Annotated in this window: 15 protein-coding genes; 11 read left to right on the top strand and 4 right to left on the bottom strand. The window is 67.1% G+C overall.

Annotated elements, in window-relative coordinates; genetic code table 11:
• The first annotated feature begins 33 nt into the window (after window positions 1-33).
• The 6 genes from K883_RS13000 to K883_RS12975 all read left to right on the top strand — a co-directional run bounded on the left by K883_RS13000 (window position 34) and on the right by K883_RS12975 (window position 5,106).
• Entirely contained in the window at window positions 34-414 is a 381-nt protein-coding gene (locus K883_RS13000; protein ID WP_007168614.1) for a carboxymuconolactone decarboxylase family protein, read from the top strand.
• 8 nt (window positions 415-422) lie between these two features.
• A complete protein-coding gene (locus tag K883_RS12995) occupies window positions 423-1,316 on the top strand; it encodes an NAD(P)-dependent oxidoreductase (protein WP_007168613.1) in 894 nt (297 codons plus the stop codon).
• 240 nt (window positions 1,317-1,556) lie between these two features.
• Entirely contained in the window at window positions 1,557-2,648 is a 1,092-nt protein-coding gene (locus K883_RS12990; RefSeq protein WP_036455464.1) for an amidohydrolase family protein, read from the top strand.
• A gap of 29 nt (window positions 2,649-2,677) precedes the next feature.
• A complete protein-coding gene (locus K883_RS12985) occupies window positions 2,678-3,823 on the top strand; it encodes an amidohydrolase family protein (RefSeq protein ID WP_007168611.1) in 1,146 nt (381 codons plus the stop codon).
• Between the two features lies 1 nt (window position 3,824).
• Complete coding sequence (locus K883_RS12980; protein WP_007168610.1) at window positions 3,825-4,223, top strand: Rieske (2Fe-2S) protein; 399 nt, start codon at window positions 3,825-3,827, stop codon at window positions 4,221-4,223.
• 16 nt (window positions 4,224-4,239) lie between these two features.
• The gene (locus K883_RS12975) at window positions 4,240-5,106 is read left to right on the top strand and encodes an alpha/beta fold hydrolase (RefSeq protein ID WP_020821643.1); all 867 of its coding nucleotides are present in this window, start codon (window positions 4,240-4,242) and stop codon (window positions 5,104-5,106) included.
• 26 nt (window positions 5,107-5,132) lie between these two features.
• Here K883_RS12975 and K883_RS12970 read toward each other — a convergent pair whose 3' ends face one another.
• Window positions 5,133-5,606, bottom strand: a complete 474-nt coding sequence (locus tag K883_RS12970) for a hypothetical protein (protein ID WP_008253705.1) — start codon at window positions 5,604-5,606, stop codon at window positions 5,133-5,135.
• Window positions 5,607-5,642: 36 nt separating this feature from the next.
• On the opposite strand from K883_RS12970, the gene K883_RS12965 reads away from it, so the two are divergent.
• From K883_RS12965 to K883_RS12955, 3 genes are read left to right on the top strand one after another with little or no spacing between them, the layout of a single operon-like run.
• The gene (locus tag K883_RS12965) at window positions 5,643-6,947 is read left to right on the top strand and encodes an NADH-ubiquinone oxidoreductase-F iron-sulfur binding region domain-containing protein (RefSeq protein WP_008253703.1); all 1,305 of its coding nucleotides are present in this window, start codon (window positions 5,643-5,645) and stop codon (window positions 6,945-6,947) included.
• Entirely contained in the window at window positions 6,944-7,240 is a 297-nt protein-coding gene (locus K883_RS12960) for a ferredoxin (RefSeq protein WP_008253702.1), read from the top strand. Before K883_RS12965 ends, K883_RS12960 begins: the two co-directional genes overlap by 4 nt.
• 28 nt (window positions 7,241-7,268) lie before the next feature.
• The gene (locus K883_RS12955) at window positions 7,269-8,444 is read left to right on the top strand and encodes an acyl-CoA dehydrogenase family protein (protein WP_020821642.1); all 1,176 of its coding nucleotides are present in this window, start codon (window positions 7,269-7,271) and stop codon (window positions 8,442-8,444) included.
• Here K883_RS12955 and K883_RS12950 read toward each other — a convergent pair whose 3' ends face one another.
• From K883_RS12950 to K883_RS12940, 3 genes are read right to left on the bottom strand one after another with little or no spacing between them, the layout of a single operon-like run.
• Window positions 8,445-9,401, bottom strand: a complete 957-nt coding sequence (locus K883_RS12950; protein WP_008253698.1) for an LLM class F420-dependent oxidoreductase — start codon at window positions 9,399-9,401, stop codon at window positions 8,445-8,447.
• A 21-nt stretch (window positions 9,402-9,422) separates the two neighbouring features.
• Window positions 9,423-10,166, bottom strand: coding sequence for a hypothetical protein (locus K883_RS12945; RefSeq protein WP_020821641.1), 744 nt, complete (start codon window positions 10,164-10,166; stop codon window positions 9,423-9,425).
• A gap of 11 nt (window positions 10,167-10,177) precedes the next feature.
• A complete protein-coding gene (locus tag K883_RS12940) occupies window positions 10,178-11,101 on the bottom strand; it encodes an NAD-dependent epimerase/dehydratase family protein (protein ID WP_020821640.1) in 924 nt (307 codons plus the stop codon).
• A gap of 106 nt (window positions 11,102-11,207) precedes the next feature.
• Here K883_RS12940 and K883_RS12935 point away from each other — a divergent pair, with 106 nt between their 5' ends.
• Window positions 11,208-11,531, top strand: a complete 324-nt coding sequence (locus K883_RS12935; RefSeq protein WP_020821639.1) for a hypothetical protein — start codon at window positions 11,208-11,210, stop codon at window positions 11,529-11,531.
• Between the two features lie 114 nt (window positions 11,532-11,645).
• Window positions 11,646-13,301: a thiolase C-terminal domain-containing protein gene (locus K883_RS12930; protein WP_036455462.1), complete on the top strand. Its 1,656-nt coding sequence runs from the start codon at window positions 11,646-11,648 to the stop codon at window positions 13,299-13,301.
• Window position 13,302 lies beyond the last annotated feature (1 nt).

Here is a 13,302-nt window from a genome sequence, read left to right as displayed (position 1 = left end):
GCGCGCCGACCTCCACGACGAAGGAGTAGACCATTGGATCGCGAAACCTACCAGCGGGGCCTGCACATTCGCTCCGAAGTGCTCGGCGAGGATTACGTCAACCGCGCGCTGGCCGACGCGGACGAGTTCACCAAGCCCCTGCAGGATCTCGTCACCGAATACTGTTGGGGCGCGGTGTGGGGCCGCGAGGAGCTGCCCCGCAAGACGCGCAGCATGCTCAACCTGGCGATGATCTCGGTGCTCAATCGGCCGAACGAATTGCGGACGCACGTCAGGGCCGCACTGACGAACGGCGTCACCCGCGACGAGATCCGCGAGGTCTTCCTGCAGGTGGCCATCTACGCCGGTGTGCCCGCCGCTGTCGACAGCTTCCGCATCGCGCGTGAGGCGTTCGCCGAAGCCGACCGGGACTAGGGCTCGTCGTGGAGGTCGGATTCATCGGGTTGGGCAACATGGGATTTCCCATGGCGCGCCGCCTGATTCAGGAGGGCCACGATGTCGTCGCCTTCGACACGCGCGAGGGGGCACTCGAGCGCATCGTCGCCGAGGGGGCGCTTCCGGCGTCATCGCCGAAAGAGGTCGCCGACCGCACCGAAACCGTCCTGGCGAGCCTGCCGACACCGCTCGCCTCGCTCGAGGTGGCCACCGGTGCCGCCGGCGTGATCGGGGGCGCACGAGTCAAGCGCTATGTCGACCTGTCCACCGTCGGCAGCCGGGTGGCGGTGCAGATCCACGACCGGCTCGCCGAGCGGGGCATCGCGACGATCGACAGCCCGGTCAGCGGCGGGGTCGCTGGGGCCGAGCGGGGCGCGCTCGCGGTCATGGTGTCCGGTCCGCGCGCCGACTTCGACGCCGTCCGGACCGCGCTCGAGGCGATCGGCCGGCCCCTCTACGTCGGGGCCAAACCCGGTTCGGCGCAGACGATGAAGCTCGCCAACAACATCCTGGCGGCCAACGTGCTGGCCGCCACCGCCGAGGTTGTCGTGATGGGCGTCAAGGCCGGCCTCGACCCCGACGTGATGATCGAGGTGCTCAACGCCGGGTCGGGCGCCACCAGCGCGAGCCGGGACAAATTCCCCCGGGCGATCCTCAACCGGACCTTCGACTACGGCTTCGCCACCGGCCTGATGGTCAAGGACGTGCGTCTGTACCTCGACGAGGCGGAAGCGCTCGCCGTGCCGACCGACGTCGCCGCAACGATCGGCCGGCTCTGGGCGAAGGTCGCGGACGACCAGGGCCCCGATTCGGACTTCACGACGGTGATCAAACCGCTGGAGAAGGCCGCCGGCGTGACCGTGGGCCGCACCTCTTCCTGACCGGGCGCCTCCGCACGACCCGGCCACTGTGACGACCCCTGCCCAAGGCGCGAGAATGGTATTATCCGGATTTAAGAACGATACTGGCGCCCGCGGCCCGAAAACCGCGACTACCAGCGACGATGACTAAACGAAATGCTTACCGAAAACCCGTTGATTGACCGCCGAGAAGAATGTTAGATTATCTATCATATGACCCGACTGGGTGCGCGTTGGCCGCCCGAGTCGAAGGATGGCTTCGTGATCGAACACGCTGACGGAACCCGCACACCGCTCATCGACGCGAGCGTGCACATTTTCTTTCCGTCCAACAAGGCGCTGCGCAAAACTCTCCGCGAGCCGTTCAAAAGCCGCGGGTTCCCCGATTACGAGATGGACTGGTATGGCGCTCCGGGCGGTGAGTACGCGCCCAACACCGAGGGCCCGGACGGGCAGTATCCCGGTTCGGATCCGGAATTCGTTGCCAATGAGCTCTTTTCGAAGCGTGGGGTCGACGTGGCGGTCCTGCACCCGATGGGGCGCGGCATCATGCCGGACCGCCACCTGGGCAGCGCGCTACACGCCGCCCACAACGAGATGATGGTGTCGAACTGGCTGGAGTCCCCCGACTTCGGCGAGCGATTCCGCGGCACCATCCGGGTGAACCCCGACGACATCCCCGGCGCGTTGCGCGAGATCGAGAGGTGGCGTGCGCATCCGCGCGTCGTCCAGATAGGCGTGCCGCTGCAATCCCGCGAGCTCTACGGCAAGCCACAATTCTGGCCGTTGTGGGAGGCCGCGGTCGACGCGGGACTTCCGGTGGCCGCGCACATCGAAGTCGGCAACGGGATCATGTTCCCGCCGACGCCGTCCGGCAACACCCGCACGTACGAGCAATACGTGAGCTTCATGGCGCTGAACTACATCTACCACCAGATGAACATGATCGCAGAGGGCGTGTTCGAGCGCTTTGCCGACCTGAAATTCGTCTGGGCCGACGGCGCCGCCGACTTCCTGACGCCGTTCATCTGGCGGATGGACACGTTCGGCCGGCCGCACCTGGAACAGACGCCGTGGGCGCCGCGGATTCCGAGCGACTACCTGCCCGGTCACGTGTATTTCGTTCAGGGCAGCCTCGACGGTCCCGGTGACGTCGAGTTCGCCGGCGAATGGTTCGGCTTCACCGGCAAGGACGACATGGTGATGTTCGGCTCGAGCTACCCGCACTGGCAGTTCGGTGACGCCGGCAAACTTCCCGGTGCGCTGTCGGCCGAACAGCGCGAGAAGGTGTGCTGGCGTAACGCGGCGCGGCTGTACGGGATAGACATCCCCGCCGGAGTCGGCGCACAGTAGGAGTAAGACGTGAGACCGAGGAGTTCAACATGACGTTGACCCATTCGCAGGAGCGGGTCCCCGCCGCGGAGTGCATAGCCGTCCGGTGCGTCGACTCGGACGTCCACCCGGCGCCCAAGCGGGGCGAGCTCGTCCCGTACATCCCCGAGCCCTGGCGCAGCAAGTACTTCCTCAACCGCAACGTGGGTGAGCTGATCTACTACGACGCTCCCGACTACGCGCACTCCTACGCGATGCGCGTGGATTCGTTCCCCGCCAACGGCGAGTTCCCCTGCAGCGACCCGGATATGGCGTTCCGCCAGCTCATCATGGAGGCGGGATCCGACATCGCGATCCTGGAACCCGCCGCCTACCCGGCACGCCTTCCCGAAGCGCAGCACGCGATGTCGTACGCGCTCAACGACTGGCAGGCCAATCACTGGCTCGACAGCCACAACAACTGGCACGAACGGTGGCGGGGCTCGATCTGCCTCGCCATCGAGGAGCCGGAAGCGTCGGTGCGCGAAATCGAGCGCTGGGCCGGGCATCCCTTCATGGCGCAGATCCTGATCAAGGCGGAGCCGAAGCCGTCCTGGGGTCATCCCAAATACGACCCCATCTGGGCCGCCGCCACCAAGCACGACATCACCGTCAGCTGCCACCTGTCGCGCAGCCAGTACGACGAGCTACCGATCCCGCCGGTGGGCTTCCCCAGCTACAACCACGACTTCATGGTCACCTACTCACTGCTGGCGGCCAACCAGGTGATGAGCCTGATCTTCGATGGCGTGTTCGACCGGTTCCCCACGCTGCGGATCGTGTTCGTCGAGCACGCGTTCTCCTGGATCCTGCCGCTGATGTGGCGCATGGATGCGATCTACGAAGCGCGCAAGTCGTGGGTGGACATCAAGCGCAAGCCGTCGGACTACGTCAAGGACCACATCAAGTTCACCACCCAGCCGCTGGACTACCCCGAGGACAAGACCGAGCTGACCCGCGCGCTGGAATGGATGGAGTGCGAGAAGATCCTGCTGTTCTCCTCGGACTACCCGCACTGGACGTTCGACGATCCGCGCTGGCTGGTCAAGCATCTGCCCAAGCATGCGCGGGACGCCGTGATGTACAAGAACGGCATTGCGACATACCACCTGCCCGAGACGGTTCCCGTCCTCGAGGGCCAGGTCCGGGTGCTCTGAGTTGACAGAGGAGACGAAACGGCCCGAGCCTCGCCTCGCCCAGGGCCGCGAACACGTAGTGGCGACGGTCGACGAAATCCCGCCGGGAACACACAAGTTGGTGCCGATCGGGCGGCACGGCGTCGGCGTCTACAACGTCAACGGCAGCTTCTATGCCATCGCGAATTATTGCCCGCACCAGGGCGGTCCGCTGTGTTCGGGCCGCGCCCGGGGGCGCACGATCGTCGACGAGACCGCCCCGGGCGACTCGGTCATGGTGCGTGACCTGGAGTACATCTACTGTCCTTGGCACCAATGGGGTTTCGAGCTGGCGACCGGCACCACCGCGGTCAAGCCCGAATGGAGTATCCGTACCTATCCGGTGCGCGTCGTCGGCGACGACGTCTTGGTGCAGGCCTAGACAACAGGAGAATCAGGTGCCTTCAATCGAGATCAACGGGGGAAACGTCGTCTACGAAATCCTCGGTGACTCCGGCGATCTCATTGCCCTGACGCCGGGCGGCCGGTTCAGCAAGGAGATCGAGGGCCTGCGTCCGCTCGCGGACGCGCTGGCCGCCGGCGGCTATCGCGTGTTGCTGTGGGACCGGCCCAACTGCGGTGCCTCCGACGTTCAGTTCTACGGCCAGAGCGAATCGCACATGCGTGCCGAGACGCTGCACAAGCTGGTGACCGGCCTGGGCTTCGAGCGCTGCATCCTCGCCGGCGGCTCCGGTGGCGCAAGGGATTCGATGCTCACCACGATGCTCTACCCCGAGATGGTCACCAAGCTCGTGGTGTGGAACATCGTCGGCGGCGTCTACGGCACGTTCGTGTTGGGCTCCTTCTACATCATCCCCAGCATTCTCGCGGTGCGCGGTACCGGGATGGACGGCGTGGTGAAGGTGCAGGAGTGGCGCGATCGCATCGAGGAAAACCCGAACAACAAGCAGCGATTCCTCGACTTCGACAAAGACGAATTCCTCAAGGTGATGCTGCGCTGGCTCAACGCGTTCGTTTCCAAGCCGGGGCAGACGATTCCCGGCGTCGAGGATGAGATGTTCGACCGGATCAAGGTGCCCACCTTGATCATTCGCGGCGGCGAGAACGACATGGATCACCCCAAGCGGACGTCGCTGGAGGTCAGTTGCTTGATCAAGGGGTCAAAGCTCATTGATCCGCCCTGGCCCGAGGACGCCTGGGAGCGCGCGTCCGAAGACCGCGCCGCCGGCAGGGTGCAGCATTTCAACATGTTCGACACGTGGGTGCAGGCGGCGCCCGCGATCCTGGAATTCCTGGGCTCGTAATGTCCCTACGTCGTCTTTTGTGGTTCCTACCGGGTGCGAATGTGGACCTCGCAATTGAGCGACGCCTCCAGCGCCGTGTGCACACGGCTTTCCGGAATCCGTTCGAGGTCTTTCTCCCGAAGCGTCACGTGCACGATGTCGAAGCCGTCGTCGCCCGGGGTTCGCTCGATGTCGCCGGTCAGCCCGAAGGCGGACAGCACCCCGTGTGCGTCGTCGTTGGTGCCCCGGCTGACGAAGGTGATCACACCCGGGCGTGGGGTGGTGCCGAAAGCTTTGGCGCACAGTCCGATTGCGGTGTTCTGCGCGGCGCCGCTGTCTTCGGCCGCGATGAGCAATTCGACCTCGCGGCGGCGCACCGGCATGGTGGCGAGGTCGTTTTTGACCACGTCGGCGCCGGCCGCGGCCGCGAGCTCGTGGAGAGCTGCCATGCCGTCACGTAGTTGTGCGGGCGTGAGCCCGCTTTCCGGGTCGACGTTGACACGCACCACGGCAGTTCGCATGTGTGCAAGCCTAACTAAGACGATGGCAGGCCAGCTTTGAACACCACCCAGTCCGCAACCACCACCGCCGTCCCCGCCGGGTGCTCGCCGCGGCTGCTGTCCGAGCAGGCCGGCCGGGAAGACCTGGCCGCCTACCGGCAGGCCGGCGGCTATCACCCGATGACCGACACCGACGCGTTGCTGAGCGAGGTGGAGGCCAGCGGACTGGTCGGCCGGGGCGGCGCGGCGTTCCCGCTTGCGGTGAAACTGCGGACGGTGCGCGAGAACGGACGCCTGATGGCGGACACCGGTGGCCCCGTCGTGGTCGCGAACGGCGAAGAGGGAGAACCGGCGTCGATCAAGGACCGCTGGCTGCTGCGCAACCGTCCGCACCTGGTCTTGGACGGGCTGCGGTTGGCCGCAACGATTGTTGCCGCCGACCGCGCCTACCTCTATGTGTCGGACGCGGAGTCGGCGCACAGCGTCGAGACCGCGCTGGGCGAACTGGGCCCCGACACGCTCGGCGTGCCGATCACCATGCTGACCGTGCCGGCCGGCTACGTGGCCGGCGAGGAGACCGCGGCCGTCCGCGCGATCAATGGCGGCCCGGCCAAGCCAACGGACAAGCCGCCCCGCCCATTCGAGGCGGGCGTCGACGACCGGCCGACCTTGGTGAGCAACGTCGAGACCTTGGCCAACCTGCCTTACCTGCAGCGGCATGGCTCGGCGGCGTTCCGCGCGCAGGGCACGCCGCTGTCGCCGGGTACCTTCCTGGCCACCATCACCGGGGCCGGGCGACCGCCGGTCCTCTACGAGCTTCCCCACGGCCTGCCGTTCACCGAATTGCTTGCCGTGCACGGCGTTCCGGCCGACCAAGTGCGCGGCGCATTGATGGGCGGCTACTTCGCCGGCCTGCTCAACCGCTCTGTGCTGGAGACGACGCTGGACCACGAGACGATGCGACGGGTCGGCAGCGGGCTGGGCTGCGGCGCGATCTCGGTCATCACGGACGACTGCCCCGTCGCCGTGGCGGCGTCGGTGCTGGCCTATTTCGACCGCGAGAACGCCGGACAGTGCGGCTCGTGCTTCAACGGGACGGCGGCGATGGCCGCGGCGGCCGGTGCCCTGCGTGACGGCGCCGCAACCCCAGAAGACGTCGAGCGGCTGCGACGCTGGTCGGTGGTGCTGCGCGGGCGCGGGGCCTGCGCGACCCTGGATGCCGCCACCAATGTGGCCGCCAGCCTGCTCGATCAGTTCCCGGACGAAGTCGGCGCGCACGTCGACGGCGCGTGCCCGGACTGCGCCCGCGGCGCGTTCCACGCCGGGCGCCCCTACGAGGCGGAAGCTGTGAGGCACGCATGAAAATCCGTCTGGACCGCACCATTTGCGACGGCTTCGGCATCTGCGCCAAACACGCGCCGGGATACTTCTCGCTGGACGACTGGGGGTATGCATCCCTGATCGGCGATGGCACGGTCGCGGAAGCGGACCGCGATGCGGTCATGCGGGCGCTGCTGGACTGCCCCGTGCACGCGATCACCGAGATCGGTCAGCGCACCGCTCGCGCCCCCCAGCCGCCACTCGCCGATGCCGAGGATCCGGCGGAGAATCTCAAAACCGAAGAGAACGAAGCCGAATGGGGATTCACCCGTTGACCTTCTCCGGGCGTGAATCTTAACGACCATGCAACTCACCTTTGACGCCGACGTTGAAACCTTCCGCGCGGAATTCGTCGCCTTTCTCGACGAACATCTGCCGGTGGAGGCCCAGGCCGCGGAGCGCCCCTCGTCGACCTCGCATGTGCCCGAGTGGTCGCGCCGCTGGCAGCGGCTCCAGTTCGACCACGGGTGGCTGCTGCCCGGAAACCCACCGGAATTCGGCGGCCGCAACGCCAACATCCTCCAGCAGTTCGTGCACCGCGAAGAACTCTCGCGGCGCCGGATCTATCACTGCTTCAACCCCCAAGGCGTGGGCATCATCGCCGCGTCGCTGCTGTCCTTCGGGACCGAGGAGCAAAAGCAGCGCTGGGCCGTCCCGATTCTGCGGGCCGACAAGACCGCCTCACTGGGAATGAGTGAACCCGGCGCCGGCTCCGACCTGGCCGGGCTGCGGACGAAGGCCGAGTTGGTGGGCGATCACTTCGTGGTCAACGGCCAGAAGGTATGGACGTCGGGCGCCCATGACGCCGACGTCATCCTGACCTTCGTTCGCACCGACCCAAATGCGCCGCGGCACAAGGGGATCAGTGCCCTGCTCATCCCGACCGAAACCCCCGGGGTTCAGCGCCGCCCCTTCGCCTCGGTCTATGACCCCGACGAGCTCGACTTCAACGAGGTGTTCTTCAACGACGTCCGGGTGCCCGCGGACAACCTGGTCGGCCCGCGGGGCGGCGGATGGCGGGTCGCCAACGGGTCGCTCGGCCACGAACGCACCCTGATGTGGATGGCGTTCGCGAACCGGCTCGAGCAACTGCTCGAGGACTACCGGCCGGCCGACGAGCTGAACGCAGACCACTACGCCACCATTGTGATGGACTACTACGCGCTGCGGCTGCTCGGTTCGGCGGCACTGGGGCGCGCGGCCCGCGGCGACGTCGACGTCGCCGCCTTGTCGGTGCTGAAGGTCTTCGGTTCGGAGGCCGAGCAGAGCGCGCTGCGGCACGCGCTGGACGCGGCCGGCGCCGACGGGTTGCGCGCCAAGGGGCTGACGGCCCCGTACAACCCTTACGCCCCCGACCTTTTCACCGCCGGCTGGTTCGCCCGCTACATCAGCAGCTACGCGGGCACCATCGCCGGTGGCACGTCGGAGATTCAGCGCAACATCATCGCCCAGCGGGTCCTCGGCCTGCCGGCGCGCTGATCACAACTCCGGACACAGCGACGACAGGAAGTCCTGGGTCCGGCGCCGCGAGTCGGCCCGCTCGCCAACATCTTTGCCCAGCGGCACAATTCGCGCCGCCAGGTCGGTCACGCCCGCGTCACGGTAGCGGGACAACCGGGCGAGGATGGCCTGTTCATCGCCGGCCGCCATGGTGTCGCCGACGTCCTCGGCGTCGCCGTGTTCCAGCAGCCGCACGTAGTTCGGCGAGAAATCCGCGTGTCCGAGCACCTCGCTGGCGTAGGCGCGGGCATCGCCGACCTCGTTGGCCGAGCACAGGGCGACGGGAACACCGGCGACGATTCGTGGCGCCTGCCGCCCGGCCCCGGTCGCCGCCGAGGTGATGCGCGGGACGACGTGGTCCGCGATCGCGCGCTCGTCGGCCATCCACAAGATGGTGCCGCCGGCCCGCTCGCCCGCGAGCCGCAGCATCGCCGGTCCCAGCGCCGACAACAAGATGGGCACGCCGTAGGCGTCCGTGACATCCACCGGCGAATGGACGCAATAGCTTTCGTTGTCGACGTCGACGGTGCCGGGTCCCCCGAACGACGCGTTCAGCACGTCGAGGTAGTCGCCCATCAGGCGCGCCGGGCGGTCGTAGGCCAGCCCCAGTTGACCGTTGACGATCCAATGATGTGACGGACCGATGCCGAGCGTGAACCGCCCGCCGCACGCGATCTGCGTCGTCAAGGCTTGCTGCGCCATGATCATCGGGTGGCGAGTCTGGATCGGCACGACCGCGGTCCCGATCTCGATGCGAGCGGTCGCCTGCCCGATCAGCGTCACGGCGGTCATCGCGTCGAGGTAGCCGGGAACCTGGGGAATCCAAAAGGCGGTGAAGCCGGCGCTTTCGGCGCCCGTCCCGTCGTCGATCAGCCCGGCCAGCCGGTCGGCACGCGCGCGCTCCTTGTCGGAGCCGACCATCAAACCGATGCGCATGCGACCCTCGACTCTCGCTGTCTAGGGGACATATCGATCCCATTCGTAGGGCACCACCGCGAAAAACGGTGCGGCGAACAAGGGTTCGACGCGGTCATCGGCCCAGCGGTCGGTCAGCACCGGTCGCATCCGCTCCGCGGTGTCGATCGGGTCGTCATCCAGGAAGCAGTACGTGATCGACTGATTGCCCTGAGCGCTGGCCAGTTTGGCGTCGACCCGGCGCGAGAGCGCGGACCAGACACCGGTGACGCCGTCGACGTCGAGCAGCGGGTCCGGCGATGCCGATCCGCGTTCGACCAACAGGTACACGCCCCGCGCGGGCAACCAGGGCAGGACGTCCGACCCGGCCTTGATCCCGGGTGCCGCCGCCTTGTGCTGGACGTCGTACACGCCGCGCTCCACCGGTGGCAGCAAGGCGAGCTTGCGGCCGGCGTTGCCGAGCGCGGTGGACAATTCGTTGAAATCGTGCAGGCCGGCGACGTCGGCGAAGAAGTAGGTCATCACGTGGTCGACCGCATTCAACGGCCCCTCGGTGAGCGCGCGTGCGGAGCGGCAGGCCGGCGTGGACACCAGGCGCAACGAGGCGCGCACCGCGGCCAGCCGGTGTTGTTCCGGGCGGTGGTCGAGGGTGTGCCAGCGCAGGTATTCGGCGTCCTTGCCCTCGGGGTGCCGGGTCGCCATGGACACGAACAGGGTGCTGATCCCGCCATTACCCGTGGCAAGGATTTCGGTGACCTCGTCCGAGGGTGTGCCGGGTAGTTGCATCGCGTTCGTCCTCACCGTCGCGTCGAATCGTGCTGGGGCAGCGCTATTTCGGGATGACGGGCCGCAATCATGCGGCGGAAGCCCTCGCGCCACGGCACCTTCGTGCGACCGAGCACCTCGTGCATGTGGGTGACATCCGGCCACAGCGGCGTGTGCGCGTCGGGCGTGTATTCGAAGGTGGGCTCGACACCGATCAGCTCACCCATGAACGTGCAATAGTCCTCGACGCTGACCGTTTCGCTGCCGGCCCAGTTCACCACGACCGGCGGGGTCGCGGCCACTTCCATGGCGCGGATGCCGAGTTCCACGTAGTCGTCCTCATAGATGGGGTTGTAGTTGTTCGGCTTGTCGGGATGCAGTCGAATGGGCTTGCCCGCCAGCATCGCATCGAGGCGGTCGGCGGGCGCCCCGCCCTGCGGCCCGTACGTCGAACAGATCCGGATGATGGTCAGCGGAATGAGAAAATGCCGGGCGATCCACGTGCAAACCGCCTCCGCCGCAACCTTGGAGAAGCTGTAGTTGGCGCGCAGCGGCACCCCCGGCGGGTCGGCCTCCGTCAAGGGGCGCTGTCCCTGGTACGCGTAGATCGACCCGGTCGAGCACAACACGAAGCCTTTGGCGGCGCGGCAGTGGTAGAGCAATTCGCCCGACATCTGCGCATTGGTTTCGACGCAGCGGCCCCAGTCTTCTGCGCCGGGGTCGACCGCCGCGTGAAAGACGTAGCTGAAATCCTCGGGGAGAGTGGAGAACTCGCCGGCGCCGACGTCCAGCGCGATGGGTTTGACGCCGGCCTCGACGAGTTTTTCCCGCGCCGTCGCATCTTTCAGGCGCGCGGCGCCCCACACCTCGTTTCCCGCTGCCGCCAGGGCGCGCGCGATGGGAAACGCGATCTTGCCCGTCGCCCCGGTGATCAGGATCTTCTCCGCTTCGAGCAACCAGGCCTCGCAATGTTAAGTACTTGATATCGCGCTTGGAGCATAGCGTCCGACGCAATAAGCTGAAACCCGCCAACGTCGGAAAGGCCCCAATAGGAGGCCCACCATGCAGTGGTTTGTTCGTCGTTTGACCGCCGGCATCGCGGTCGCCGTCGCGGCGATGGCGGTCGGGATGTTCGCCACGCCGGCGATCGGCTCCGCGGAGTGCGATCGCAACATGTCGTGGAATCGGACGACCGAAGAGTGCAAACCGCCGCCGCCACTGCCGGACTGGTACACCGCTCCGCCGGAATACGCGCCGTCGTTTGCGGCGCAGGACGTGCCGCCGCCTCCTCCGCCGCGGCCATGGTGGTCACCGAACGAACCGATGTGGAATGCCGGTTTCCACCAATGGGGTACCTATTTCACCGGCACCTGGGTGCCGTACTGACGGCGCTCGCACGGCAGGAGCGGTCTAGATCGTGCCTGCTCGCAGGTGATAACGTGATTCTCCGATTCGTATAACGGCCCTACCGAGTTGGCCGTGCGACGCACCGGAGGTGACGTGTCAGCAGCACCCGGCCGCCCATTGCCCCTGGTCACGCAGGAGAACGAATTCTTCTGGACCTCGGGCGCCGACGGAAAGCTCCGGCTGCAGGAATGCAAGAGCTGCGAAGCGCTGATCCACCCACCGGCGCCGGTGTGCCGATACTGCCGCTCGTTGGATGTGGGGGTCCGCGCGGTCTCGGGCAGGGCGAGCCTCGCCGGATTCACCATCAACGAACGATTCAGCCTGCCCGGCTTGCCGGCGCCATACGTGGTCGCCCAGGTCGCCATCGCTGAAGACCCGCGGGTTCGCCTGACCACCAACATCGTGGAGTGCGATCCCGACAAGCTCGAACTCGGCCAGCAGGTCGAGGTTGTCTTCGAACACGTCGAGGACGTGTGGTTCCCGCTGTTTCGGCCCGTGCCCGACGCCGAGCCCGCCGCCCTGCCCACCGACGAGATCGCACCCGAGCGCTTCGGCGAGCACGTCCGGCCCATGCTCACCACGGAGAAGTTCGAAGACAAGGTCGCGCTGACCGGGATCGGCATGTCGCCGATCGGGCGTCGGCTGATGCAGCTGCCGCTGGCGCTGACCGTGCAGGCGTGCGAGGCGGCCATCGCCGACGCCGGCCTGACGTACGCCGACATCGACGGCCTGTCCACCTACCCCGGCGCGATCAATGTCGCCGGCTTTGGGGAGGGCGGCGTCACCGCTCTCGAAGCCGCGCTGGGCATCCGGCCGACATGGCACAACGGCGCCATGGAAACGTTCGGACCCGGCGGCTCGGTGATCGCCGCGATGCTCGCGGTCGCCTGCGGGTTGGCGCGTCACGTGCTGTGTTTCCGGACGCTGTGGGAAGCCACCCACGGCGAGCTGATGAAGCAGGGCAAGATCGCCCCGTCCATGGGCCGAATGTCGGGCTGGCAGATGCCATTCGGCGCAACCTCGGCGGCGCACACCCTGGCGATGAACGCGCAGCGGCACTTTCACCGTTACGGCACCACCAAGGAGACGCTGGGCTGGATCGCGTTGAACCAGCGCGCCAACGCCGAACTCAACCCGACCGCGATCTACCGCTCTCCGATGACGATGGAGGACTACCTCGAGGCGAGGCCGATCACCACGCCCTTCGGCCTCTACGACTGCGACGTGCCCTGCGACGGCGCGATCGCCGTCATCGTCTCCGCCGCTGACGCCGCCCGCGACCTGGCCAAGCCGCCCGTGCTGGTGGAGGCGGTGGGAACCCAGATCATCGAGCGAATCGACTGGGACCAAAGCACTCTCACCCACGAGCCACAGGTACTGGGTCAGGCGGCGCACATGTGGACGCGGACCTCGCTGCGACCCGCCGACGTGGACGTCGCCGAGCTGTATGACGGGTTCACCATGAACTGCCTGTCCTGGATCGAGGGGCTCGGATTTTGCGGAATCGGTGAAGCCAAGGAATTCCTGGACGGCGGCAAGAACATCGCGCGCGACGGCCAGCTTCCGCTCAACACGCACGGCGGCCAGCTTTCGCACGGCCGCACCCACGGCATGGGACTCATGCACGAGGCGATCACCCAGCTGCGCGGAGAGGCCGGCGATCGCCAGGTCGCCGGTGCCCGCGTCGGCGTCGTCAGCAGCGGCGGCCTCACTCCCAGCGGCGTGATTTTGCTGCGGTCCGGCACGTGAA

The sequence above is a fragment of the Mycobacterium sp. TKK-01-0059 genome, assembly GCF_000709305.1.
GTDB lineage: Bacteria > Actinomycetota > Actinomycetes > Mycobacteriales > Mycobacteriaceae > Mycobacterium > Mycobacterium intracellulare.
Note: the sequence above shows the minus strand (reverse complement) of the source record. Positions and strands in the feature narration are given on the sequence as shown.

Coding starts and splice junctions, on each gene's coding strand:
- K883_RS12985 (WP_007168611.1), top strand. CDS start 2,678: ATGACGTTGACCCATTCGCAGGAGCGGGTCCCCGCCGCGGAGTGCATA.
- K883_RS12970 (WP_008253705.1), bottom strand. CDS start 5,606: ATGCGAACTGCCGTGGTGCGTGTCAACGTCGACCCGGAAAGCGGGCTC.
- K883_RS12960 (WP_008253702.1), top strand. CDS start 6,944: ATGAAAATCCGTCTGGACCGCACCATTTGCGACGGCTTCGGCATCTGC.
- K883_RS12955 (WP_020821642.1), top strand. CDS start 7,269: ATGCAACTCACCTTTGACGCCGACGTTGAAACCTTCCGCGCGGAATTC.
- K883_RS12950 (WP_008253698.1), bottom strand. CDS start 9,401: ATGCGCATCGGTTTGATGGTCGGCTCCGACAAGGAGCGCGCGCGTGCC.
- K883_RS12945 (WP_020821641.1), bottom strand. CDS start 10,166: ATGCAACTACCCGGCACACCCTCGGACGAGGTCACCGAAATCCTTGCC.
- K883_RS12935 (WP_020821639.1), top strand. CDS start 11,208: ATGCAGTGGTTTGTTCGTCGTTTGACCGCCGGCATCGCGGTCGCCGTC.